Genomic DNA, 16,371 nt, shown 5'->3' with positions numbered 1-16,371 from the left:
AAAGCTATTTCTACATTATTCTTCTCACACTAGGATTGACTGATGGAAAAATCTAATAAACCTGCAAAAAATCTACCTAAACCAACCTTTCAAGAAGAGCTTGAGCAACTTTTTAGCGATTCAGGCAAGGATGTTTCTTACGAACAAATTTTGGATATTCTCCAAAAAATCCCTACTTCTTCTCAACTTAAGAAGATCAGGGAACTTGCCTTGAAGTATGACAAAAATTTTGTGCATTCCTCTGAGTGTGCGCTCAATTCTCTTTCTGCAGAACGCAAAGTGATTCGTAAAAAGGCCAAGGCCTTAGAAGAAGATAGCGATGAGTTGGATTTTATCAAAGAGAAAGAGCTTACTGAATGGTCGCGTAGCGATAGTCCTGTGCGCATGTATTTACGCGAAATGGGTGAGATTCCACTGCTCAGCAAGGATGAGGAAGTCGAATTAAGCAAACAGATTAAGCTGGGTGAAAATATTATTTTGGATGCGATCTGTTCTGTGCCCTATTTGATTGATTTTATCTATGGCTACAAAGATGCTCTAATCAACAGAGAGAGACGAGTCAAGGAGTTATTTAAAAATTTTGACGATGATGAGGCGGGCTCTAAGAAAGAGGAAGAGAGCGAGTTGGAGGAGGAAGAAGAAGACACTCTTGAGGTGAAGAAAAATCTTTCAGAAAAGGATCGCAAGCGAGTAGGAAAAGTTGTTGAGAGTTTCAAAGCTTTGGATAAGGCCAAAAAAGATTGGTTAAAAACTCTCAACATGCCACCCCAAGAGGACACATTGCTCCATGCCCTCACTCTAGCCTATAAACGGCAAGTGTTAAAAGAAAAGCTCTACGATCTAGGCCCCACAAGCAAGCTCATTGGAGAGTTGGTGCGCGCAATGGAAACCTCGCTAAAAAGCGGAGATGGTTTTGAAAAGGAACTCAAACGCTTGGAGTACAAACTCTCCCTCTTTAATGAAGCCTTGATTGAGAACCACAAAAACATTTTGAAAAATATCACTCAAATGAGTAAAGAAGAGATTGCTACAATGGTGCCAGAAGCCACAATGATTGGAAGTTACATGGAAATCAAAAAGCTCTTCCAAACTAAAGAAGCGAGCGAAGATGGCTTTGATTTGGAGCCGGGCAAACTCAAGGAAATTTTGGAGCAGATCAAGCGGGGCAAGCTCATTTCTGACAAGGCCAAGAACAAAATGGCACGCTCCAATCTGCGCTTAGTAGTGAGCATTGCCAAGCGTTATACCAGTCGTGGCCTGCCTTTCTTAGACCTAATTCAAGAGGGCAATATTGGGCTGATGAAAGCAGTGGACAAATTCGAACATGAAAAGAATTACCGCTTTTCTACCTACGCCACTTGGTGGATCAAGCAGGCCATTAGCCGTGCGATCGCCGATCAAGCCCGTACGATCCGCATTCCTATTCACATGATCGACACTATCAACCGCATCAATAAAGTGATGCGCAAATACATGCAAGAAAATGGCAAAGAACCGGATTTGGACTTAGTGGCTAAGGAAGTGGGTTTGCCCTTGGATAAGGTAAAGAATGTCATCAAGATCACCAAAGAACCCATTAGTTTAGAGTCTCCGGTGGGAAATGACGATGATGGCAAATTTGGGGATTTTGTGGAAAATGATAAAGTCGTGGGCTCTATGGATCATATCATGCGTGAAGATTTAAAAGCGCAAATTGATGGGGTGCTCGATCAACTCAATGAGCGCGAAAAATCCGTGATTCGCATGCGCTTTGGGCTTTTGGAAGATGAAAGCGATCGCACCTTAGAAGAGATTGGTAAAGAACTCAATGTTACCCGTGAGCGGGTGCGTCAGATTGAGAGTAGTGCCATCAAAAAGCTCAGAAGTCCGCAATACGGGCGTTTGCTAAGAAGTTATCTGCGCATATGAAGCCTCAAAGCCTCCTTTTTCTTTGCTTGGGCAATATTTGTCGTTCCATGTTGGCACGCGGGATCGCTGAACACCATATACGGGTGCGCAACTTACCCCTGCGCGTGGATGGCGCGGGCATCTCAGATTTCCACCACGGAGAGGGCGCACACCCTCCCATTATTGCTCTAGCACGCAGACACGGCATTGATTTGAGCCCCTTTAAGAGCAAACCCATCACTCAAGAGCTGGCTGACCAGTTTGATTGGATTGTAGCGATGGATTCTAGTAATATACGCGCGCTCTCCACTTTGTGCATTTCCCACCCACATATCCACAAGATGGGCGATTTTGGACTTAAAGGCGTGGATATTCCAGACCCCTACACTTTCACGCGCACGCAGGATTTAGAGAGGGTGTACACCATGATCGAGCAGGGCGTAGGCGAATTGTTAACTCATTGCCATGTTTAAGGCATTCTTAATTGGTATTATTGTGTTGGTTTTGGGTGCAGAGGAAACGCTCCTAGATCTCAAACTCCCTCAAGAGGCTAGTTTTTATCTACCCAAGCGTACCTTACCCATTCCCTCCAAGTCGAAATTAAAAGCAAATTATCTTAAACAATGGTATGCCCCATGGAATGGCATGGAAGTGATGCGCAATTTAGAAGAAGTCTTTTGGATGAAAGACCTTTTTAAAGCGCGGGGGTTTGGCGCAGACCTTAAACCCAATGATCCTAAGGCTCTTCAAGCACTTCAGGAGAGTATGGATATGGCACATTATCCAAGTGTAGCCATAAAAGCTATTGTAATTCGCGATGCCGATGTGCGCGCTACGCCCACTGCGACACCCTATTATTTGAGTCAAGAAGGGTATCCCTTTGATCGCTGGCAAAATTCCATGATTTTTGCAGGTACGCCCGTGCTTATCACCCACTACAATACGGACAAAAGTTACGCACATATTCAAAGTAGCTTTGTCTATGGCTGGGTCAAGGTTCACGATCTTGCCTTTGTTACGCCCCACATGATTAAAAAACTCACAGGAATCAAGCATTACTTTACGCCCTTGCAAGACAAAATCCCCATCTACACACGCACTAAAAAAATACTTAAATACACGCACATGGGCGAAATTCTAGCCAGGGTACCCGGAAGACTCCACCAGGTATATACCTACAGCAAGGATACTAGGGGTTTTGTAAAACTCATTCCTGCTACTATTAATAGACATTTTTTTACATTTTTTCCCAGACCCTTAAAGGCCTCTGTGGTTGCTGCCGTTGTTGATACGATGTTAGGGCAACAATATGGCTGGGGAGGAGCATTACAAAATCGCGATTGTTCAGCCTTTACAAGGGATAGCTTCGCGAGTTTTGGAATTTTACTCCCCCGTAACTCTTTAGCCCAAGTGCGCTATGCAGACAATATGGTGGACTTAAGCCATATGCAAGCCAAAGCAAAAGAAGCCTACATTATCAAGCATGCTACCCCCTTTGCGACCATTCTTTGGCTTAAAGGACACATTATGCTCTATTTGGGCACGCACCACCACCATGCCATTGTTGCTCACAACATTTGGGCAATCTCTTTGTCGTCTAAACACCATAGGCAAACTTATAATATTGGCAAGGCTGTGATAACGACTTTGGAATTAGGAAAAGAAAAAGGCGAGGGCTCAAAAATGCGTTTACTCATCGATAGGGTGGAAGCGATGTCCGATCTCTATGATTATAGTTTAAAGTTAGCAGCACATTAATTGTGCTACAATCCGCATTTTTAAACAAAATTAAAGGAAATTCATGAAACGGGACTTTGATGTGGTGATTGTGGGGGGCGGAGTTTCTGGTTGCGCCCTGCTTTGGACATTGAGTCAATATACAGATTTAAAAAAGATCGCTTTGGTGGAAAGAAAAAGCGGACTTGCTAGAGTGAGCTCCAATGCCAAAGCTAATTCGCAAACTATTCATGATGGCGCGATTGAGACGAATTACACCGCCCAAAAGGCCAGAAAAGTCAAATTAGCTGCTGAGAAGATTCGCCGTTACGCTCTGAATAAAAATCTTCAAAATAAAGTTATTTTTGAAATGCAAAAAATGGCCATTGGAGTGGGTGATAAGGAATGTGCTTTTATCACTAAAAGACATGAGGAATTTCAAGAAATTTACCCGGGCTTGACTTTCTTTGACAAGGCTAAACTCAAAGAGATTGAGCCTAAGATTATCTTAGAAGAACATGGTCTAGATCGCCCAGAGAATGTCGTTGGTAGTGGTTTTGAACGCTACTGGTGTGGCATGAACTTTGAACTTTTGAGCGAAAATTTTGTCGAGGAGGCTATGGCACTCAATTCTGAAAACCATGTATTCTTCAATTTCAAAGTAGACAGAATCGAAACTTGCATGAATGAATGGGCGGTGATTTCTACAGAGGGGGATGAAATCTATGGGAAATTTGTCCTTGTGGATGCTGGTTCATATTCCCTACCTCTAGCCCAGTCTATGGGTTATGGTTTGGATTTGGGTTGTTTGCCTGTGGCAGGGAGCTTTTATTTCGTGCCCGGCGAGTTATTACGAGGTAAGGTTTATACCGTGCAAAACCCCAAGCTCCCCTTTGCAGCCTTACATGGCGATCCAGATGTGTGGATCAAGGGTAAAACTCGTCTAGGTCCCACCGCTTTGGCCATGCCTAAATTGGAGCGACACAAAACTTCTTGTTTAAAGGGCATCAGTTGGGAGCTTATCAAAATGGACTGCAATATGGATATTGCGAGCATTGTCTTTGATCTCTTCACAGAGCGAGATATTCGCAATTATGTATTTAAAAATATGGTTTTTGAGCTTCCCTACATTGGCAAACGCAAATTTTTACACGATGCGCGCAAAATCATCCCCTCACTCTCTTTAAGCGATCTTCAGTATGCTTCTGGGTTTGGAGAGGTGCGCCCACAAGTGCTAGATCGCACTAAGAAAAAGCTTGAGCTAGGTGAGAAAAAGATTGTTACTCACAGAGGCATTACCTTTAACATGACTCCCTCACCGGGCGCAACCAGTTGTTTAGAAAACGCCCTCAAGGATGCTAAAGAAATTACACAATACTTAGGCGCGCATTTAGAACTTGAACGCTTCTATGAAGAGCTTTCGCCTGAAGAATTAAAGACGCTATAGGGATTAAATCCTTGCAAAAATCCCTAATATCTTAGGGAGCAAGGAGTGATACGCACCGGGACAGTAAAAACCTTACGCTGTTTGTAGAAAGATAAATAGATATCCTCGTCCATAAAATCCGCTTTGCTATAAGAGAAGGTTATCTCTTTTGTATAACATGACCAAATGGGGGCGCGCCATTTCTCTGAGTTTTGTGTGGTTTTGGCGGAGTGGGCGCAACACTTGTGTTATTGCAATATGCTTCTTTACACAAATCAAAACTATACCAATCTGGTCTCCAACAAGGACTAAAAAAGTATAAGACTCTTTTAGAAAAACAACTCCATGTTCTATGTTGAACAAAAGCACCCGCCTATAAAATTAAACTTTACACACGGATGGAAAGAAATAAAATGACTTTTTAAGTCGACACAAATAAGTGCCAAATTCTAAATTGGCCCAAAAACTTTTTAGTTCAAGAAGCTAACCTTAGGGGCTTAGTGTGTCTTTGCTCTATTCAAGTTAGTCCATCAGTGCAGACAACCTATCAATTCATGTGCAAAACTTCTCTATCAAACTTTGACACAAAATAAGCCAAACACTATAATACTAGAATTAACAAAGCATCAAACCGGGTAAGGAATTGATAACATGATTCTCAATGGCACTGCTTTAGATATTTTGTCACAAATAGAAGATTCTAGCTTTGATCTCATCATCACCTCTCCGCCTTATAATGTGGGCAAGGATTATGAAAAATCTAAAAGTTTGAATGAATATCTGAGTGAATTTAAACCCATTTTAAACGAGCTTAAAAGAGTGCTTAAAGAGAGTGGAAGCATTGCATGGCAAGTAGGCAATTTTGTTAAAGATAAAGAAATCTATCCTTTGGACATCTACTTTTATCCCTTGTTTAAAGACTTGGACTTTAAGCTCAGAAATCGCATCATCTGGAAATTTGGGCATGGCCTGCATTCTAAGCTCAGATTTAGTGGGCGTTATGAGACCATACTCTGGTTTAGTAAGAGTGATACTTATACTTTTAACTTGGATAGCGTGCGCGTGCCGGCCAAATACCCAGGCAAACGCCATTTTAAGGGTGCAAAAAAGGGACAACTCTCAGGCAATCCAAAGGGTAAAAACCCGGCAGATGTGTGGGAGATTGTGCTTAGAGATTGGGAATGCCAAGTTTGGGATATTGTGAATGTCAAGAGCAATCATGTAGAAAAAACCGCTCATCCTTGCCAGTTCCCCCTTGAGTTGGTAGATCGTCTGGTTTTAGCTCTGAGTCATCCCGAAGATCGCATTTTAGACCCCTTTGGCGGGGTGGGCACGACCCTCATCAGCGCGCTTAAAAATGGACGCAAGGGCGTGTGTGTTGAAAAAGAAGAAAAGTATTGTGCGATCGCAAGAGAGAGGATATTAGACTTTTTTAAGGGCAAACTTAAATGGCGTGAAATGAGTCAAGAAATTTACAGTCCTAAAAATGACAGTGTGGCGCGTGTGCCAGAAGAGTGGCGGGGCCTAGGGGGTGTGTATTGAACATCGCTTATTTACATTCTCACTTAAATGGACTAGAATTTTTACAAGTACATCATCCTCATTTGTGGCAAGAAATTATCCATGTGATCACTAGCATCAATGCTCATGCATGTCAAAGTAAAATCTCCTTAGAGAAAGGTAGAACAGGCGATCGTTTATTTTCTCCCATAGAGCTCAATAAAGCGTTTCAAATTTCTTTAAATTCTTTGGGTTGGCTAGAAAAAAGACAAAGTTATTACTTAACACCCCATCAGTCTCTAGCTTTTGAAACCATGTATTTAAGGCCTGAGCTACAAAAACATACTATAGAAGCACAAGGGCAGACCGCCTATTATTCCTACAATCAAACCGACTTCTTAAAAGAGCGTATCGCCATAGAGGTGCAGTTTGGCAAATACGCCTTTGTGGCTTACGATCTCTTTGTAAAACACATGGCTTTTTATGTGGCCAATGCTATTGATGTAGGCATTGAGATCATGCCTACTAAAGCGATGTGTGCACACATGTCTAGCGGGATCGCCTATTATGAAAGTGAAGTTTATAATCTCTATAGACAAGGGCGCAACACTCCAGCCGTACCTTTATTGCTAATAGGTATTGAGCCTTAGGAAAATCCTAATACCTTTATGCCATTGACATTAAACTACTAGAGAATAAAAGTTTTTTGCAGGCCTACATTGTTAAAATCTCTTGACAAACACTAGGTGTCAGGTTTTATAATACGAACACCTTAAAAAATCAAGGAGAATTTATGTCTATTTTAGTTGTTGTCGCCCACCCCGATCTCACCAACTCACGGGTGAATAAAGCCCTCAAAGTTGCCCTAGAGCCTACAGGCGTTATCATCAGCGATTTATACGCCTTATACCCAAACTTTAACATTGACATTCAAGGCGAGCAAGCTAAATTAATCAAGGCCAAGCACATTGTGTTTCAATTCCCCATGTTTTGGTATTCCTGCCCTGCTCTACTCAAGCAATACTTTGATGATGTGCTGACCTATGGCTTTGCTTATGGCTCTAAAGGCAAGGTTTTAGAGGGCAAGGGTTTTAGCTTAGCCATCAGCTTAGGCGCACGCGAGGGGGATTTTCAAGGCAAGTTTAGCTTAGAAAGTGTCTTAACCCCCTTTAGGGCAATTAGCCATTTTATCGGGACTAAGTATTCTCAGCCTTTCTTGACCTACAACACCGGTAACTTGAGCAACACCGCCTTAAAAGCCCAAGCCCAAGCTTACCAGGAGTGGGTTAAGGGGCTTGTGTGAAAGACATTTTTGAGGGGGATTTAAGCGGGGAAATGGTGAGTATGGACGATCCCGAGTTTGACAAGCTTTATGGCGTGATTAGAAACGTCCAAAAACTCATACACAAGCTCAACACCCAAGAGTTAAGTCCTCAAGAGATACAAGAATTAATGAGCGAGTTGACGGGCAAGTCCTTTGATAGGACCAATAGCATTTTACCGCCCTTTTATGTGGATTTTGGGCGCAATATCAACTTTGGCAAGCATTTTTTTATGAACTCGGCTTGTAGTTTTATGGATCGAGGTGGAATTGACATAGGTAATCATGTTTTCATCGCCCCCAAAGTGTGTTTAACCACAATCAACCACGACTTCAACCCCTACAATCGGCGCACGACCTTTTGTAGGCCCATTGTGATTAAGGATCGAGTGTGGATAGGCATCAATGCCACCATTTGCCCGGGGGTTACCATCGGAGAGGGTTCTATCATAGCGGCAGGAGCGGTCGTTACCAAAGATGTCCCCCCTAATGTCATTGTGGGGGGCAACCCTGCAAAAATCATTAAACACATAGAGGCACAACATGCGTAAAGCTTTGACTTTTTTAGCGTTTTCTCTTGCCCTACTCGGGGCACACACACAGCACAAAGAAAAACCCATGCAAGAGATACACACAAAGACAGATTTTAAGGACTTTAAAGGACCTAGCGACAAGTTTAGCGGGGATGTGCATATCCAAGTTTTGTTTGGTCCGACAAAGTGGCGCAATTTTAGCGGAGGGGTCGTGCATTTTGCCCCCAAAGCCCGCAGTGCTTGGCACACCCACCCCGCAGGGCAGACTCTCTTAGTAACAGAGGGTGAGATTTACACAGGCACGGCTGAGGGCAAGGTGAGCGTGGCAAAAGTGGGCGAGGTGATCTCTTGCCCGCCCGGGGTGAAGCACTGGCATGGGGCGGGGCCACACACAGGCGGGGCACATTTAGCCCTCACAGGTTATAAAAACGGCGAAAATGTCCATTGGCTAGAAAGGGTGAGCAATGCAGAGTATGACAAGGCGATAAGCTCCCTAAAGCCTGCCAAAAGTGCCTTTAACCCCTTTGCCAATAGCCCACTAACAAGCGATCCGCAAATGTTTCGCACCTTCAACCATTTCGCCATGCAAGAGGCTTTCAAAACTTCAGGCTTAAGCGTGTCCGAATACAGCCAAATTTTATTAGCATCCTTAGTGGCTCTAGGCTCTGTGCCCCCATACGCCAATGCCCTAGAAAGTGCCCTGCCCCACATAAAGCCCCAAGCCATTAGAGAGATTTTATACCAAGCCATCCCCTATGTGGGCTTTGCACGGGTGCAGGGCTTTTTAGAGGCAACTAGCCAAGCCTTTCAAGACAGAGGGATTAATTTAGCTTCTCAAAAGAGTATCCCACAAGCATAAAGGACACAAAGGGGCCTAGCAATCCAAAAAAAGATTTTTGGGCAAGTCATTGAAGATATGAACGCCCACGCTCCCAAAGATGAGGCGCATATTTATCAATTCTTGCCAGCAAATTGCTTTGGGGATTACTATGCTAGAGAGGGGCTAGATTTGCGCTCTAGAGAGTTGCTGACTTTTGTTCACTTACTCTCTTTAGGCGCGGAGCAGATAACCAGCTAAAAGCCCATGTGCGAGGCAATTTAAACATGGGAAATGATCGCCACAAACTCATTGGTGTGGTTACGGCTTTGATTCCTTTTATCGGGTACCCTAGAGCCTTAAACGCCATCAGTGCAATAGATGCCATAAGCCCTGCTCCCAAAGACTAGGCAAAAGTCAAAGGCAACACATGGCATTCACTATTATGGAAGTTGAAAGACAAACGGGTATTCCTTCACGCAAAATCCGCTTTTGGTGCGATAAAGGGCTATTCCCCTTTGTGCAAAGCGATCAAAACAGAGTGCGTTACTTCTCTAAAAGCGACATTACTTGGGTGGAGTGGGTGCAGTGTTTGCGTGCGTGTGGTATGCCCCTAGCCACGATTAAAGACTATATCACCCTAGCACAACATGGCATGAAAAGCACCCCACAACGCAAGGCAATTTTAGAGCAACAGCTTAAAGATTTACGCCTTCAGCTAGATAGCTTGTAAAATCGCCCATAAAATCGAACTTTATACGCAGATGATCGCCGAGCAAAAGGACTTTTTGAATCCAAGCAACCCCGCCTATACAGGCAAACCTAAAAAATAAAATTTATGTGAATTTTTGTAAAACCACATATTCTGGGCATTTTGAGGGGTGTTTAGCCCAAGTTTTACAAAATTGTTTATTGTAAATAGTTAGAATTTCTTAGTTTATGCAGTAGGAGTGTTAATGAAAATCTTGGTTTTACTTCTTTTTCCGGGAACTTACTTTGCTTTACAGAAAAGTCTATGGAGATTTTTTCTTGCTTGTGCGCCAGGTTTTTTGTTGATATTGATTGGTGATGCCATAGGCCATGACGCTTTTAGCATTGCCTATACCATTGCCCGCAAGATCGATATGGTTGCATTCCTATTTGGTTTTTATTTGGTTGTCCAGGTCATTGTATGGATTTGGGTGGGACTCAGTGCTGAATATAAAAGTTTTGAGAGGCTGCCCAAGGGAACTTTTTGGGCAATTTTAATACCTTTTGTTCTTTTTTTTAGAAAAAGAGATATCCCATTAGGGATAGTCTGCCTTTTATTTTGGTTATTTAATTGGTTGCCCCTTGTACTTGTTATTTTTTTAGGTGGTTCTATCAGTAATCCTCGTTTGTCTATCGATTTGCTTTTCTATTCCATTACGATTGCTTTTAAGTGGAGAGCCCTAACAGATTATGTAAACATACCTTCAAACCTGCAAGAAAGGTAAAAAACCAAAAACGCCACCCTCGTCCAAATTGCCCTGCTTTGGATTTTGCACATGCAAAAGGCAGTGATCCCCCTCTTTAGCACGATCAAAGAAGAACGATTGCTAGAAAACATTGGGACGCTTTAAGCGTGTTTTGCCAGAAAAGCGAGCTAGAAGCATTTAATGTGGAGTTAGAAAAATCAGCATAGTCGGGGAGAGCGTTACCCCCAAAACTTTAAAAATATGCTCAGCAAATGAAACGGCCTGATAGCCCTAAACGCCGTGCCATTTTGGCAAACATGCTTATTGGAAGGTTCTTTATTCTCTCTTGGCATGCTAGGGGCTAGGGGGCATAAAGCACTCCAAAAATCCGCTTAAAAAGCTTTTGGCAAGTTAGAGATTCCTGTGTGAGGCTTAGAGCGTAGAAAACATATAGCATAAATACGACACTTTAAATAGGAGAGTATTTCAGGTAAAACTATTATGCTCTTTAGAAAACAGATATGGGTTTAAACATGCTCAAGTGCACCCATACTATTTTACCCGTGAGTGCTCTGCATTGTGAGTATTCGATGCTTTGGAGCGAGCATGAAGAACATGTTTTGCCGCTTGTGTGAGGAATTGGTGAGTGTGCAGTTTTGACAAACTGGATCGATATCGATCAGGACACCCGCTTTGCTAAAGGGGATTTTAGAGCAACTGAAAGTTGTTTTGCCCCTGAAAATCTCCCTTATAATTTAAAATTGGTCCATTTGTTGCAAGAGTAGGCTTTAAGGAAAACGCCTGCCTACCCAAATTGTCCTAGCAATGTCATCAGCATAAAGATGCACGCTTGCCTGATTTATTCAAGCGTATTTGGGCGTAGAAGCCCCGCTTAAAAAGTAGGAATGAAGTCTTTATTCGAGCATGAAAATCGAATCTACAGACTCCCATCTAGCGTACGCAAATATAAAAAGATGGCAAGCAGAATGTGTTTAAAAGGCGTTTATGGGCGCATAAAATCGTTCATGGGCTAAAAGCCATGCTTTGATTTGCACCCCGCCCTCATAACCTCCCAACGCGCCATTGGCGCGCACCACGCGATGGCAGGGGATGAAAATGGGACAAGGATTATGGTGGTTGGCATTGCCCACCGCGCGATAAGCCTTAGGGTGTTGGATGTACTGGGCAATCTGCGCATAACTGCGGGTTTGGGCGTAGGGAATGGCTTGCAGGGCGTGCCAGACGCGTTGCTGAAAAGAGCTACCCTCCAAGTGCAAGGGCAGATCAAAAATGCGTATGCGCCCTAAAAAATACCCCTCCAACGCCTCACATGCGCGCTCTAAAAGCGCATTTAAGTCCTCTTGGGCGCGCGTGTGCACAAAATCTAACGCGCAAATCTTCCCTGCGCATGTCTGCAAACACACATAGGGCAGGGGGAAACCCTGCGGGGTTTTAAAAAAGGCGCGTCCCACTAAAGCCCCATTTTAGCCGGGTTGAGGATATTGTTAGGATCAAAGGCGGCTTTAATGCGCCTAAAAAGCGCCATTTCCTCAGGGCTGAAGGCTAGGGGCATAAACTTCGCCTTAGAGAGCCCAATGCCATGCTCGCCACTGAGCGTACCCTCTAGGGCGATCGCGCTTTTAAAAATGGCTTCCATCGCCTTTTGCCCCTTCTCTAGCTGGGCACTAGGGTCAGCGAGCATGATATTGACATGCACATTCCCATCGCCGGTATGTCCAAAACAGGGAATGGGCAGATCATACTCTTGGCTAATGCGCGCCACTTCTTGTAAGAGCGCGGGCAGACTTGCGCGCGGCACGGTTACATCTTCATTGAGTTTCTTCTTGCCATAGACGCTAATGCTCTGAGAGGCGTTACGGCGCGCAAACCAGAGATCTTCTTCCTCTTGGGGACTTTGGGCGATCTTAAAATCCACACAGCCATTTGCTTTAAAATGGGCTTCAATCTGGGCGAGCTGGTGGCCAATTTGTTCAGGTACACTCCCATCTACTTGGGTGATGAGGATTGCGCCCGCCTCCATGGGCAAGCCCTTTTTAAAACGCGTCTCCACTGCGCGGATACTCAAATTGTCTAAAAACTCCATCGCCACAGGGGTTACCCCACTGCTCATGGTCTGATAGACCGCCTCCATCGCCTCTGTAATGCTCTTAAAAACCCCCATCGCCGATTGTTTGAGCTTGGGCTTGGCCAGCAGTTTTAGCGTGATCTCTGTGATCACGGCTAAACAGCCCTCGCTCGCGATCAAAATCCCGGCGACATTAAAACCCGCGACATCTTTAATCGTCTTTTTGCCCGCGCGGATGATGTCTCCATTGGGCAAGACCGCGCGCAAGGCCATGACATAATCTTTTGTGATCCCATACTTGGCTGCGCGCATACCCCCCGCGTTTTCGCTCACATTCCCCCCCAAAGTGCTCTGATCTTGACTAGCTGGATCGGGGGGATAGAACAGCCCTCTTTTTTCCACCTCATTTTGAAAATGCTTGTTGATCACCCCGGGTTGCACGCGCGCAATTAAGTTCTTTGTATCAATTTCTAAGATTTGATCCAAATGTTTCTCTAAGCTCAGCACCAACCCGCCCCGTGCACTCAGAGCCCCGCCTGTAAAGCCACTCCCCGCCCCTCTAGGCACGACGACAATCTGGTGCGCGTTACAATAGCGTAAAATTTGGCGTACATCTTCTTCATCCCTAGGAAAGATCACCCCATCGGGTAAATGACGCTCTTTAGTCGCGTCATAGGCGTAGGCCTGCAGGTGGGCGGGGTCGGTATAGAAATTCTCTGCCCCGACAAGATTACTTAGGTGGTTAGCATGGGTAGAATTAAGCATATCACCTCCTACATCAGTTTTGACTCTGTTTTTGCTCTTGACGCTTAACTTCTTTGGCGCGTTTTTTGGCCTCCTTGGCCGCCTTTTTTCTAGCTCGCTCAGCTTCTTTCTCGGCTTTGATTTTTGCCTTGCGTTCCGCTTTGCTCTCTTGAGCTTCTTTGGCCTTTTTTGTTGCACTAGATGCATCCAGGCTTTGCTCTTCTTGGCGTTCGGTTTGCGATTTGGTATGAACCACAGATCGATCCTCTTTAAGTTCTTCTTTGAGCTTCTCTTTAAGTGCTTTTTTCTCAGCTTTGCTTTTAGCTTGCTTAATATCTTCTTTAAACTCTGCGCGATTTTCTTTTTTAAGGGCGCGCTCTAAAGCCTTTTGAGCCTCCTCTTTAAGAAGTGTGTCATAAAAAGAAAAATAGTGTTTGCTCTTGCCACCACCAAAGAGTTTGCCCAAAGTTCCCTTGTCAATCCCCTCTACACGGGAATAAAACGGGGTGCTACTACGAGTGGCCTGCGAAGTATCCAGGTGTTTTGACTCCAAGATTGCAAAACTTTGGCAATCTAAAATATTAAGTTTTTCTGTACTAACAATGAAGAGCAGCCCGACGCTATAGAGGTCGCATGCCTTGCGTAAAGAATGCGCACTAGGATCAAAACCATTGAGGAAAGAGACTAATAAATCGGAGTTGGTAAATTCGATTTCCTTATAATCGTCTTTAATCTTTTCATAAAGTTGCGCATCTGGAGCGATTAAAAAAGCTTGGTGATTAAATTCCCTAAAAATGGCCAAATAACCCTTCTTGGGAGTCATGCGCGGTGTGGGCAAATGACGTTGGTGCATCACACTATAGGGTGCATAACGCGCTATAGCGACTCCATTTTCTATGTGCAAAATCTCCACCTGTGCAGCGATGACATTGTAATCTGTGAGTTGCGCCAAAATATAACCACTCTCACCCACCTTTAAATCGTAAGCTTGGAAACGCACAAGTTTGTTGGTGCTATCCACCGCATCAATGTTAATTTTAAGTGGTGCGCTCCACTCTTGGGCCCCTAGCAAACCCACACATAGGAAAAACCATAAAAACCTAAACATGTTTTCCTCGACTCCACATAAGAGCATACCCAAGACCGGTACTTTTGGGGATACTAAAATCAGATAAGAACGCGTCGACCTCTTGGCGAGGGATACGCACAAGTTCGATACATTCCTCCTCTATACCTCCCCCTAAATGGCGTTGTTGTCTCTGATTCACGCACACAAAAAACACACTTTGTTTGCTCCCACTAATGCCAGTAGCTGAGTGGAAAACTCCAATGGGCTTTAACATTTCAGAGGAGATAGCAAACCCACACTCCTCTAGTACTTCCTCACAAGCAATCTCTTTTACACTTTTTCCGGGCTTGTCCACTAATCCGGCGCAAAGTTCATAGACATAACCATCTACTTCTTCACCACATAGGGTAGCGTGTGCCCAAACAGCAGGTCTAAACTGCTTGACAACAATATAATTCTCTTCTTGTGTGTGGTAGATCAAAACCGCCACGCTGTCATGTACCTTAACCATATCCCAGCGTTTTGCAACGCCATTTTCTTCATAAAAAATGCTTTGAGGACGGATATAGGGGGAAGCCTCACATTTTTTAATTTGGATATTAGAATAATGTACCATCAATAGAAAATCTTGGAAGTTTCTTTTTGAGCATATTCAAAGGATTGTGTGTCTTTGATAGTTTCTTGATAAGGGCGGATATAATGGGCGAAACGCTCTCTCTCTTTGCCACTCAATTGGCTTTTAGCGGTGCGGATGCGTCCGAGCGGATCGATGGGTCGATCGTTTTTATACACCCCAAAATGTAAGTGTGGTCCCGTGCTCAGTCCTGTGCTTCCTACTTTGCCGATGGTCTGCCCCCTTTTGACATAGCCATGTAGTCTTAAACCGGGAGCAAAAGCACTTAGGTGCGCATAAAGTAAGCGGAGGTCTTTGCCATATTTTACTTCGATCGTGCGTCCATAACCTCCTTTATAACCAATGAAGGCAATGCGCCCCTCAGCGGCCGCATGGACAGCCGTACCAAATTTAGCTGCATAATCCACACCATAGTGAGGGCGCACTTCTTTTAAAATGGGATGCATGCGCCCATGAGAAAAGCGAGAAGAGATTCGGGTGTAGTGCACGGGGGTTTCTAAAAAAAATTCCATAATCTCTTTGCCCTGCGCATCATAATACTTACCACGATAAGCAAAAGCATAATGAGGATACCGGCGCGTCTCTAGCATGCTTGCCTGAATAGAAGGATAACCAAAAGGACGATCGAGGCGATGTTTACGGGTATAGACCACGACAAGTTGGTCTCCTTTAACGACAGCGCGTTTAAAATTGATCGTTTTTTTGTAAATGTCTACAAATTCCTGAGCAAGTCGCATATTGCCTGTGGCTTTGAGAATATCTTGATAGGGAGATTTTTGGATGCGCAAGCCTAAAGTCTTTTGCACACTGCTAAAAACAATGGGAATAAAATCAATATGGTAGCCATCTTGATTTTTAAAAAGGCGGAGCTGTACCGCCTCGCTTACTGGAATTAAGGCCTGTAACAGCGCACCCTGGTTGTCCCTCAGTGTATAATAGGCCACTCCTGCACGAATCTCTGTGCCTAGCTCTTTATCTTGAAAGGGCAGGTTATAGTAAATTCTAGAATCGATTTTATTTTTATCCAAGAAGCCCAGTAAAGTAGCCCCCTTTTCCCAAACTAAACGCTCTCCCACTGCACCAAAACCACAGACTACACACAGAGCCCACATGCCAAATAAACGCTTCATCTCTCTCCTTTGATACGATAAAGACGCGATTATAGTCTATAATAGCTTATATCAAATCCCAATTCTATTCTC

18 protein-coding genes are annotated in these 16,371 nt (G+C 44.0%); 13 read left to right on the top strand and 5 right to left on the bottom strand.

Going from position 1 to position 16,371, the window contains the following annotated elements:
* The first annotated feature begins 42 nt into the window (after positions 1-42).
* The 13 genes from rpoD (at position 43) to C6H00_RS02160 (ending at position 10,675) form a co-directional block, all read left to right on the top strand.
* Positions 43-1,908, top strand: a complete 1,866-nt coding sequence (rpoD, locus tag C6H00_RS02215; protein WP_104749411.1) for an RNA polymerase sigma factor RpoD — start codon at positions 43-45, stop codon at positions 1,906-1,908.
* A complete protein-coding gene (locus tag C6H00_RS02210) occupies positions 1,905-2,360 on the top strand; it encodes a low molecular weight protein-tyrosine-phosphatase (protein WP_104749410.1) in 456 nt (151 codons plus the stop codon). Before rpoD ends, C6H00_RS02210 begins: the two co-directional genes overlap by 4 nt.
* Positions 2,353-3,645, top strand: coding sequence for a C40 family peptidase (locus tag C6H00_RS02205; RefSeq protein ID WP_104749409.1), 1,293 nt, complete (start codon positions 2,353-2,355; stop codon positions 3,643-3,645). The genes C6H00_RS02210 and C6H00_RS02205 overlap by 8 nt, the downstream gene beginning before the upstream one ends.
* Before the next feature lie 43 nt (positions 3,646-3,688).
* On the top strand, positions 3,689-5,050 hold the full coding sequence (locus C6H00_RS02200; protein ID WP_104749408.1) for an FAD-dependent oxidoreductase: 1,362 nt from the start codon (positions 3,689-3,691) through the stop codon (positions 5,048-5,050).
* Between the two features lie 630 nt (positions 5,051-5,680).
* Positions 5,681-6,571, top strand: a complete 891-nt coding sequence (locus tag C6H00_RS02190) for a DNA-methyltransferase (RefSeq protein ID WP_104749406.1) — start codon at positions 5,681-5,683, stop codon at positions 6,569-6,571.
* Entirely contained in the window at positions 6,568-7,179 is a 612-nt protein-coding gene (locus C6H00_RS02185) for a BglII/BstYI family type II restriction endonuclease (RefSeq protein ID WP_104749405.1), read from the top strand. Before C6H00_RS02190 ends, C6H00_RS02185 begins: the two co-directional genes overlap by 4 nt.
* A gap of 143 nt (positions 7,180-7,322) precedes the next feature.
* Complete coding sequence (locus tag C6H00_RS02180) at positions 7,323-7,832, top strand: NAD(P)H-dependent oxidoreductase (RefSeq protein ID WP_104749404.1); 510 nt, start codon at positions 7,323-7,325, stop codon at positions 7,830-7,832.
* On the top strand, positions 7,829-8,401 hold the full coding sequence (locus C6H00_RS02175; RefSeq protein ID WP_233704369.1) for a sugar O-acetyltransferase: 573 nt from the start codon (positions 7,829-7,831) through the stop codon (positions 8,399-8,401). The genes C6H00_RS02180 and C6H00_RS02175 overlap by 4 nt, the downstream gene beginning before the upstream one ends.
* Positions 8,394-9,242 (top strand): cupin domain-containing carboxymuconolactone decarboxylase family protein, encoded by an 849-nt coding sequence (locus C6H00_RS02170; protein WP_233704368.1) that lies wholly within the window; start codon positions 8,394-8,396, stop codon positions 9,240-9,242. Before C6H00_RS02175 ends, C6H00_RS02170 begins: the two co-directional genes overlap by 8 nt.
* 57 nt (positions 9,243-9,299) lie before the next feature.
* Entirely contained in the window at positions 9,300-9,461 is a 162-nt protein-coding gene (locus tag C6H00_RS08720) for a hypothetical protein (RefSeq protein WP_233704367.1), read from the top strand.
* A 26-nt stretch (positions 9,462-9,487) separates the two neighbouring features.
* Positions 9,488-9,610 (top strand): hypothetical protein, encoded by a 123-nt coding sequence (locus C6H00_RS08950; protein ID WP_267891981.1) that lies wholly within the window; start codon positions 9,488-9,490, stop codon positions 9,608-9,610.
* 20 nt (positions 9,611-9,630) lie between these two features.
* Positions 9,631-9,933 (top strand): MerR family transcriptional regulator, encoded by a 303-nt coding sequence (locus C6H00_RS02165; protein WP_324728296.1) that lies wholly within the window; start codon positions 9,631-9,633, stop codon positions 9,931-9,933.
* Between the two features lie 223 nt (positions 9,934-10,156).
* On the top strand, positions 10,157-10,675 hold the full coding sequence (locus C6H00_RS02160) for a hypothetical protein (RefSeq protein WP_104749403.1): 519 nt from the start codon (positions 10,157-10,159) through the stop codon (positions 10,673-10,675).
* Between the two features lie 953 nt (positions 10,676-11,628).
* On the opposite strand, the gene C6H00_RS02155 is transcribed toward C6H00_RS02160, so the two are convergent.
* Genes C6H00_RS02155 through C6H00_RS02135 form a run of 5 tightly spaced genes read right to left on the bottom strand, consistent with a single transcriptional unit; the run spans position 11,629 to position 16,299 of the window.
* Complete coding sequence (locus C6H00_RS02155; RefSeq protein WP_104749402.1) at positions 11,629-12,108, bottom strand: methylated-DNA--[protein]-cysteine S-methyltransferase; 480 nt, start codon at positions 12,106-12,108, stop codon at positions 11,629-11,631.
* Positions 12,108-13,487, bottom strand: coding sequence for a glycolate oxidase subunit GlcD (gene glcD / locus C6H00_RS02150; RefSeq protein ID WP_104749401.1), 1,380 nt, complete (start codon positions 13,485-13,487; stop codon positions 12,108-12,110). The genes C6H00_RS02155 and glcD overlap by 1 nt, the downstream gene beginning before the upstream one ends.
* 13 nt (positions 13,488-13,500) lie before the next feature.
* Positions 13,501-14,574, bottom strand: coding sequence for a plasminogen-binding N-terminal domain-containing protein (locus C6H00_RS02145; RefSeq protein WP_233704366.1), 1,074 nt, complete (start codon positions 14,572-14,574; stop codon positions 13,501-13,503).
* Positions 14,567-15,151 carry an NUDIX hydrolase gene (locus C6H00_RS02140; RefSeq protein WP_104749399.1) on the bottom strand — a complete coding sequence of 195 codons (585 nt, stop codon included), beginning with the start codon at positions 15,149-15,151 and terminating at the stop codon, positions 14,567-14,569. Before C6H00_RS02140 ends, C6H00_RS02145 begins: the two co-directional genes overlap by 8 nt.
* A complete protein-coding gene (locus C6H00_RS02135; protein ID WP_104749398.1) occupies positions 15,151-16,299 on the bottom strand; it encodes a peptidoglycan DD-metalloendopeptidase family protein in 1,149 nt (382 codons plus the stop codon). Before C6H00_RS02135 ends, C6H00_RS02140 begins: the two co-directional genes overlap by 1 nt.
* Positions 16,300-16,371: the final 72 nt, after the last annotated feature.

Source organism: Helicobacter cynogastricus (genome assembly GCF_900197855.1).
Classification (GTDB): Bacteria; Campylobacterota; Campylobacteria; order Campylobacterales; family Helicobacteraceae; genus Helicobacter; species Helicobacter cynogastricus.
The sequence above is the reverse complement of the archived record's forward strand: the minus strand, read 5'-3'. Positions and strand labels throughout refer to the sequence as shown.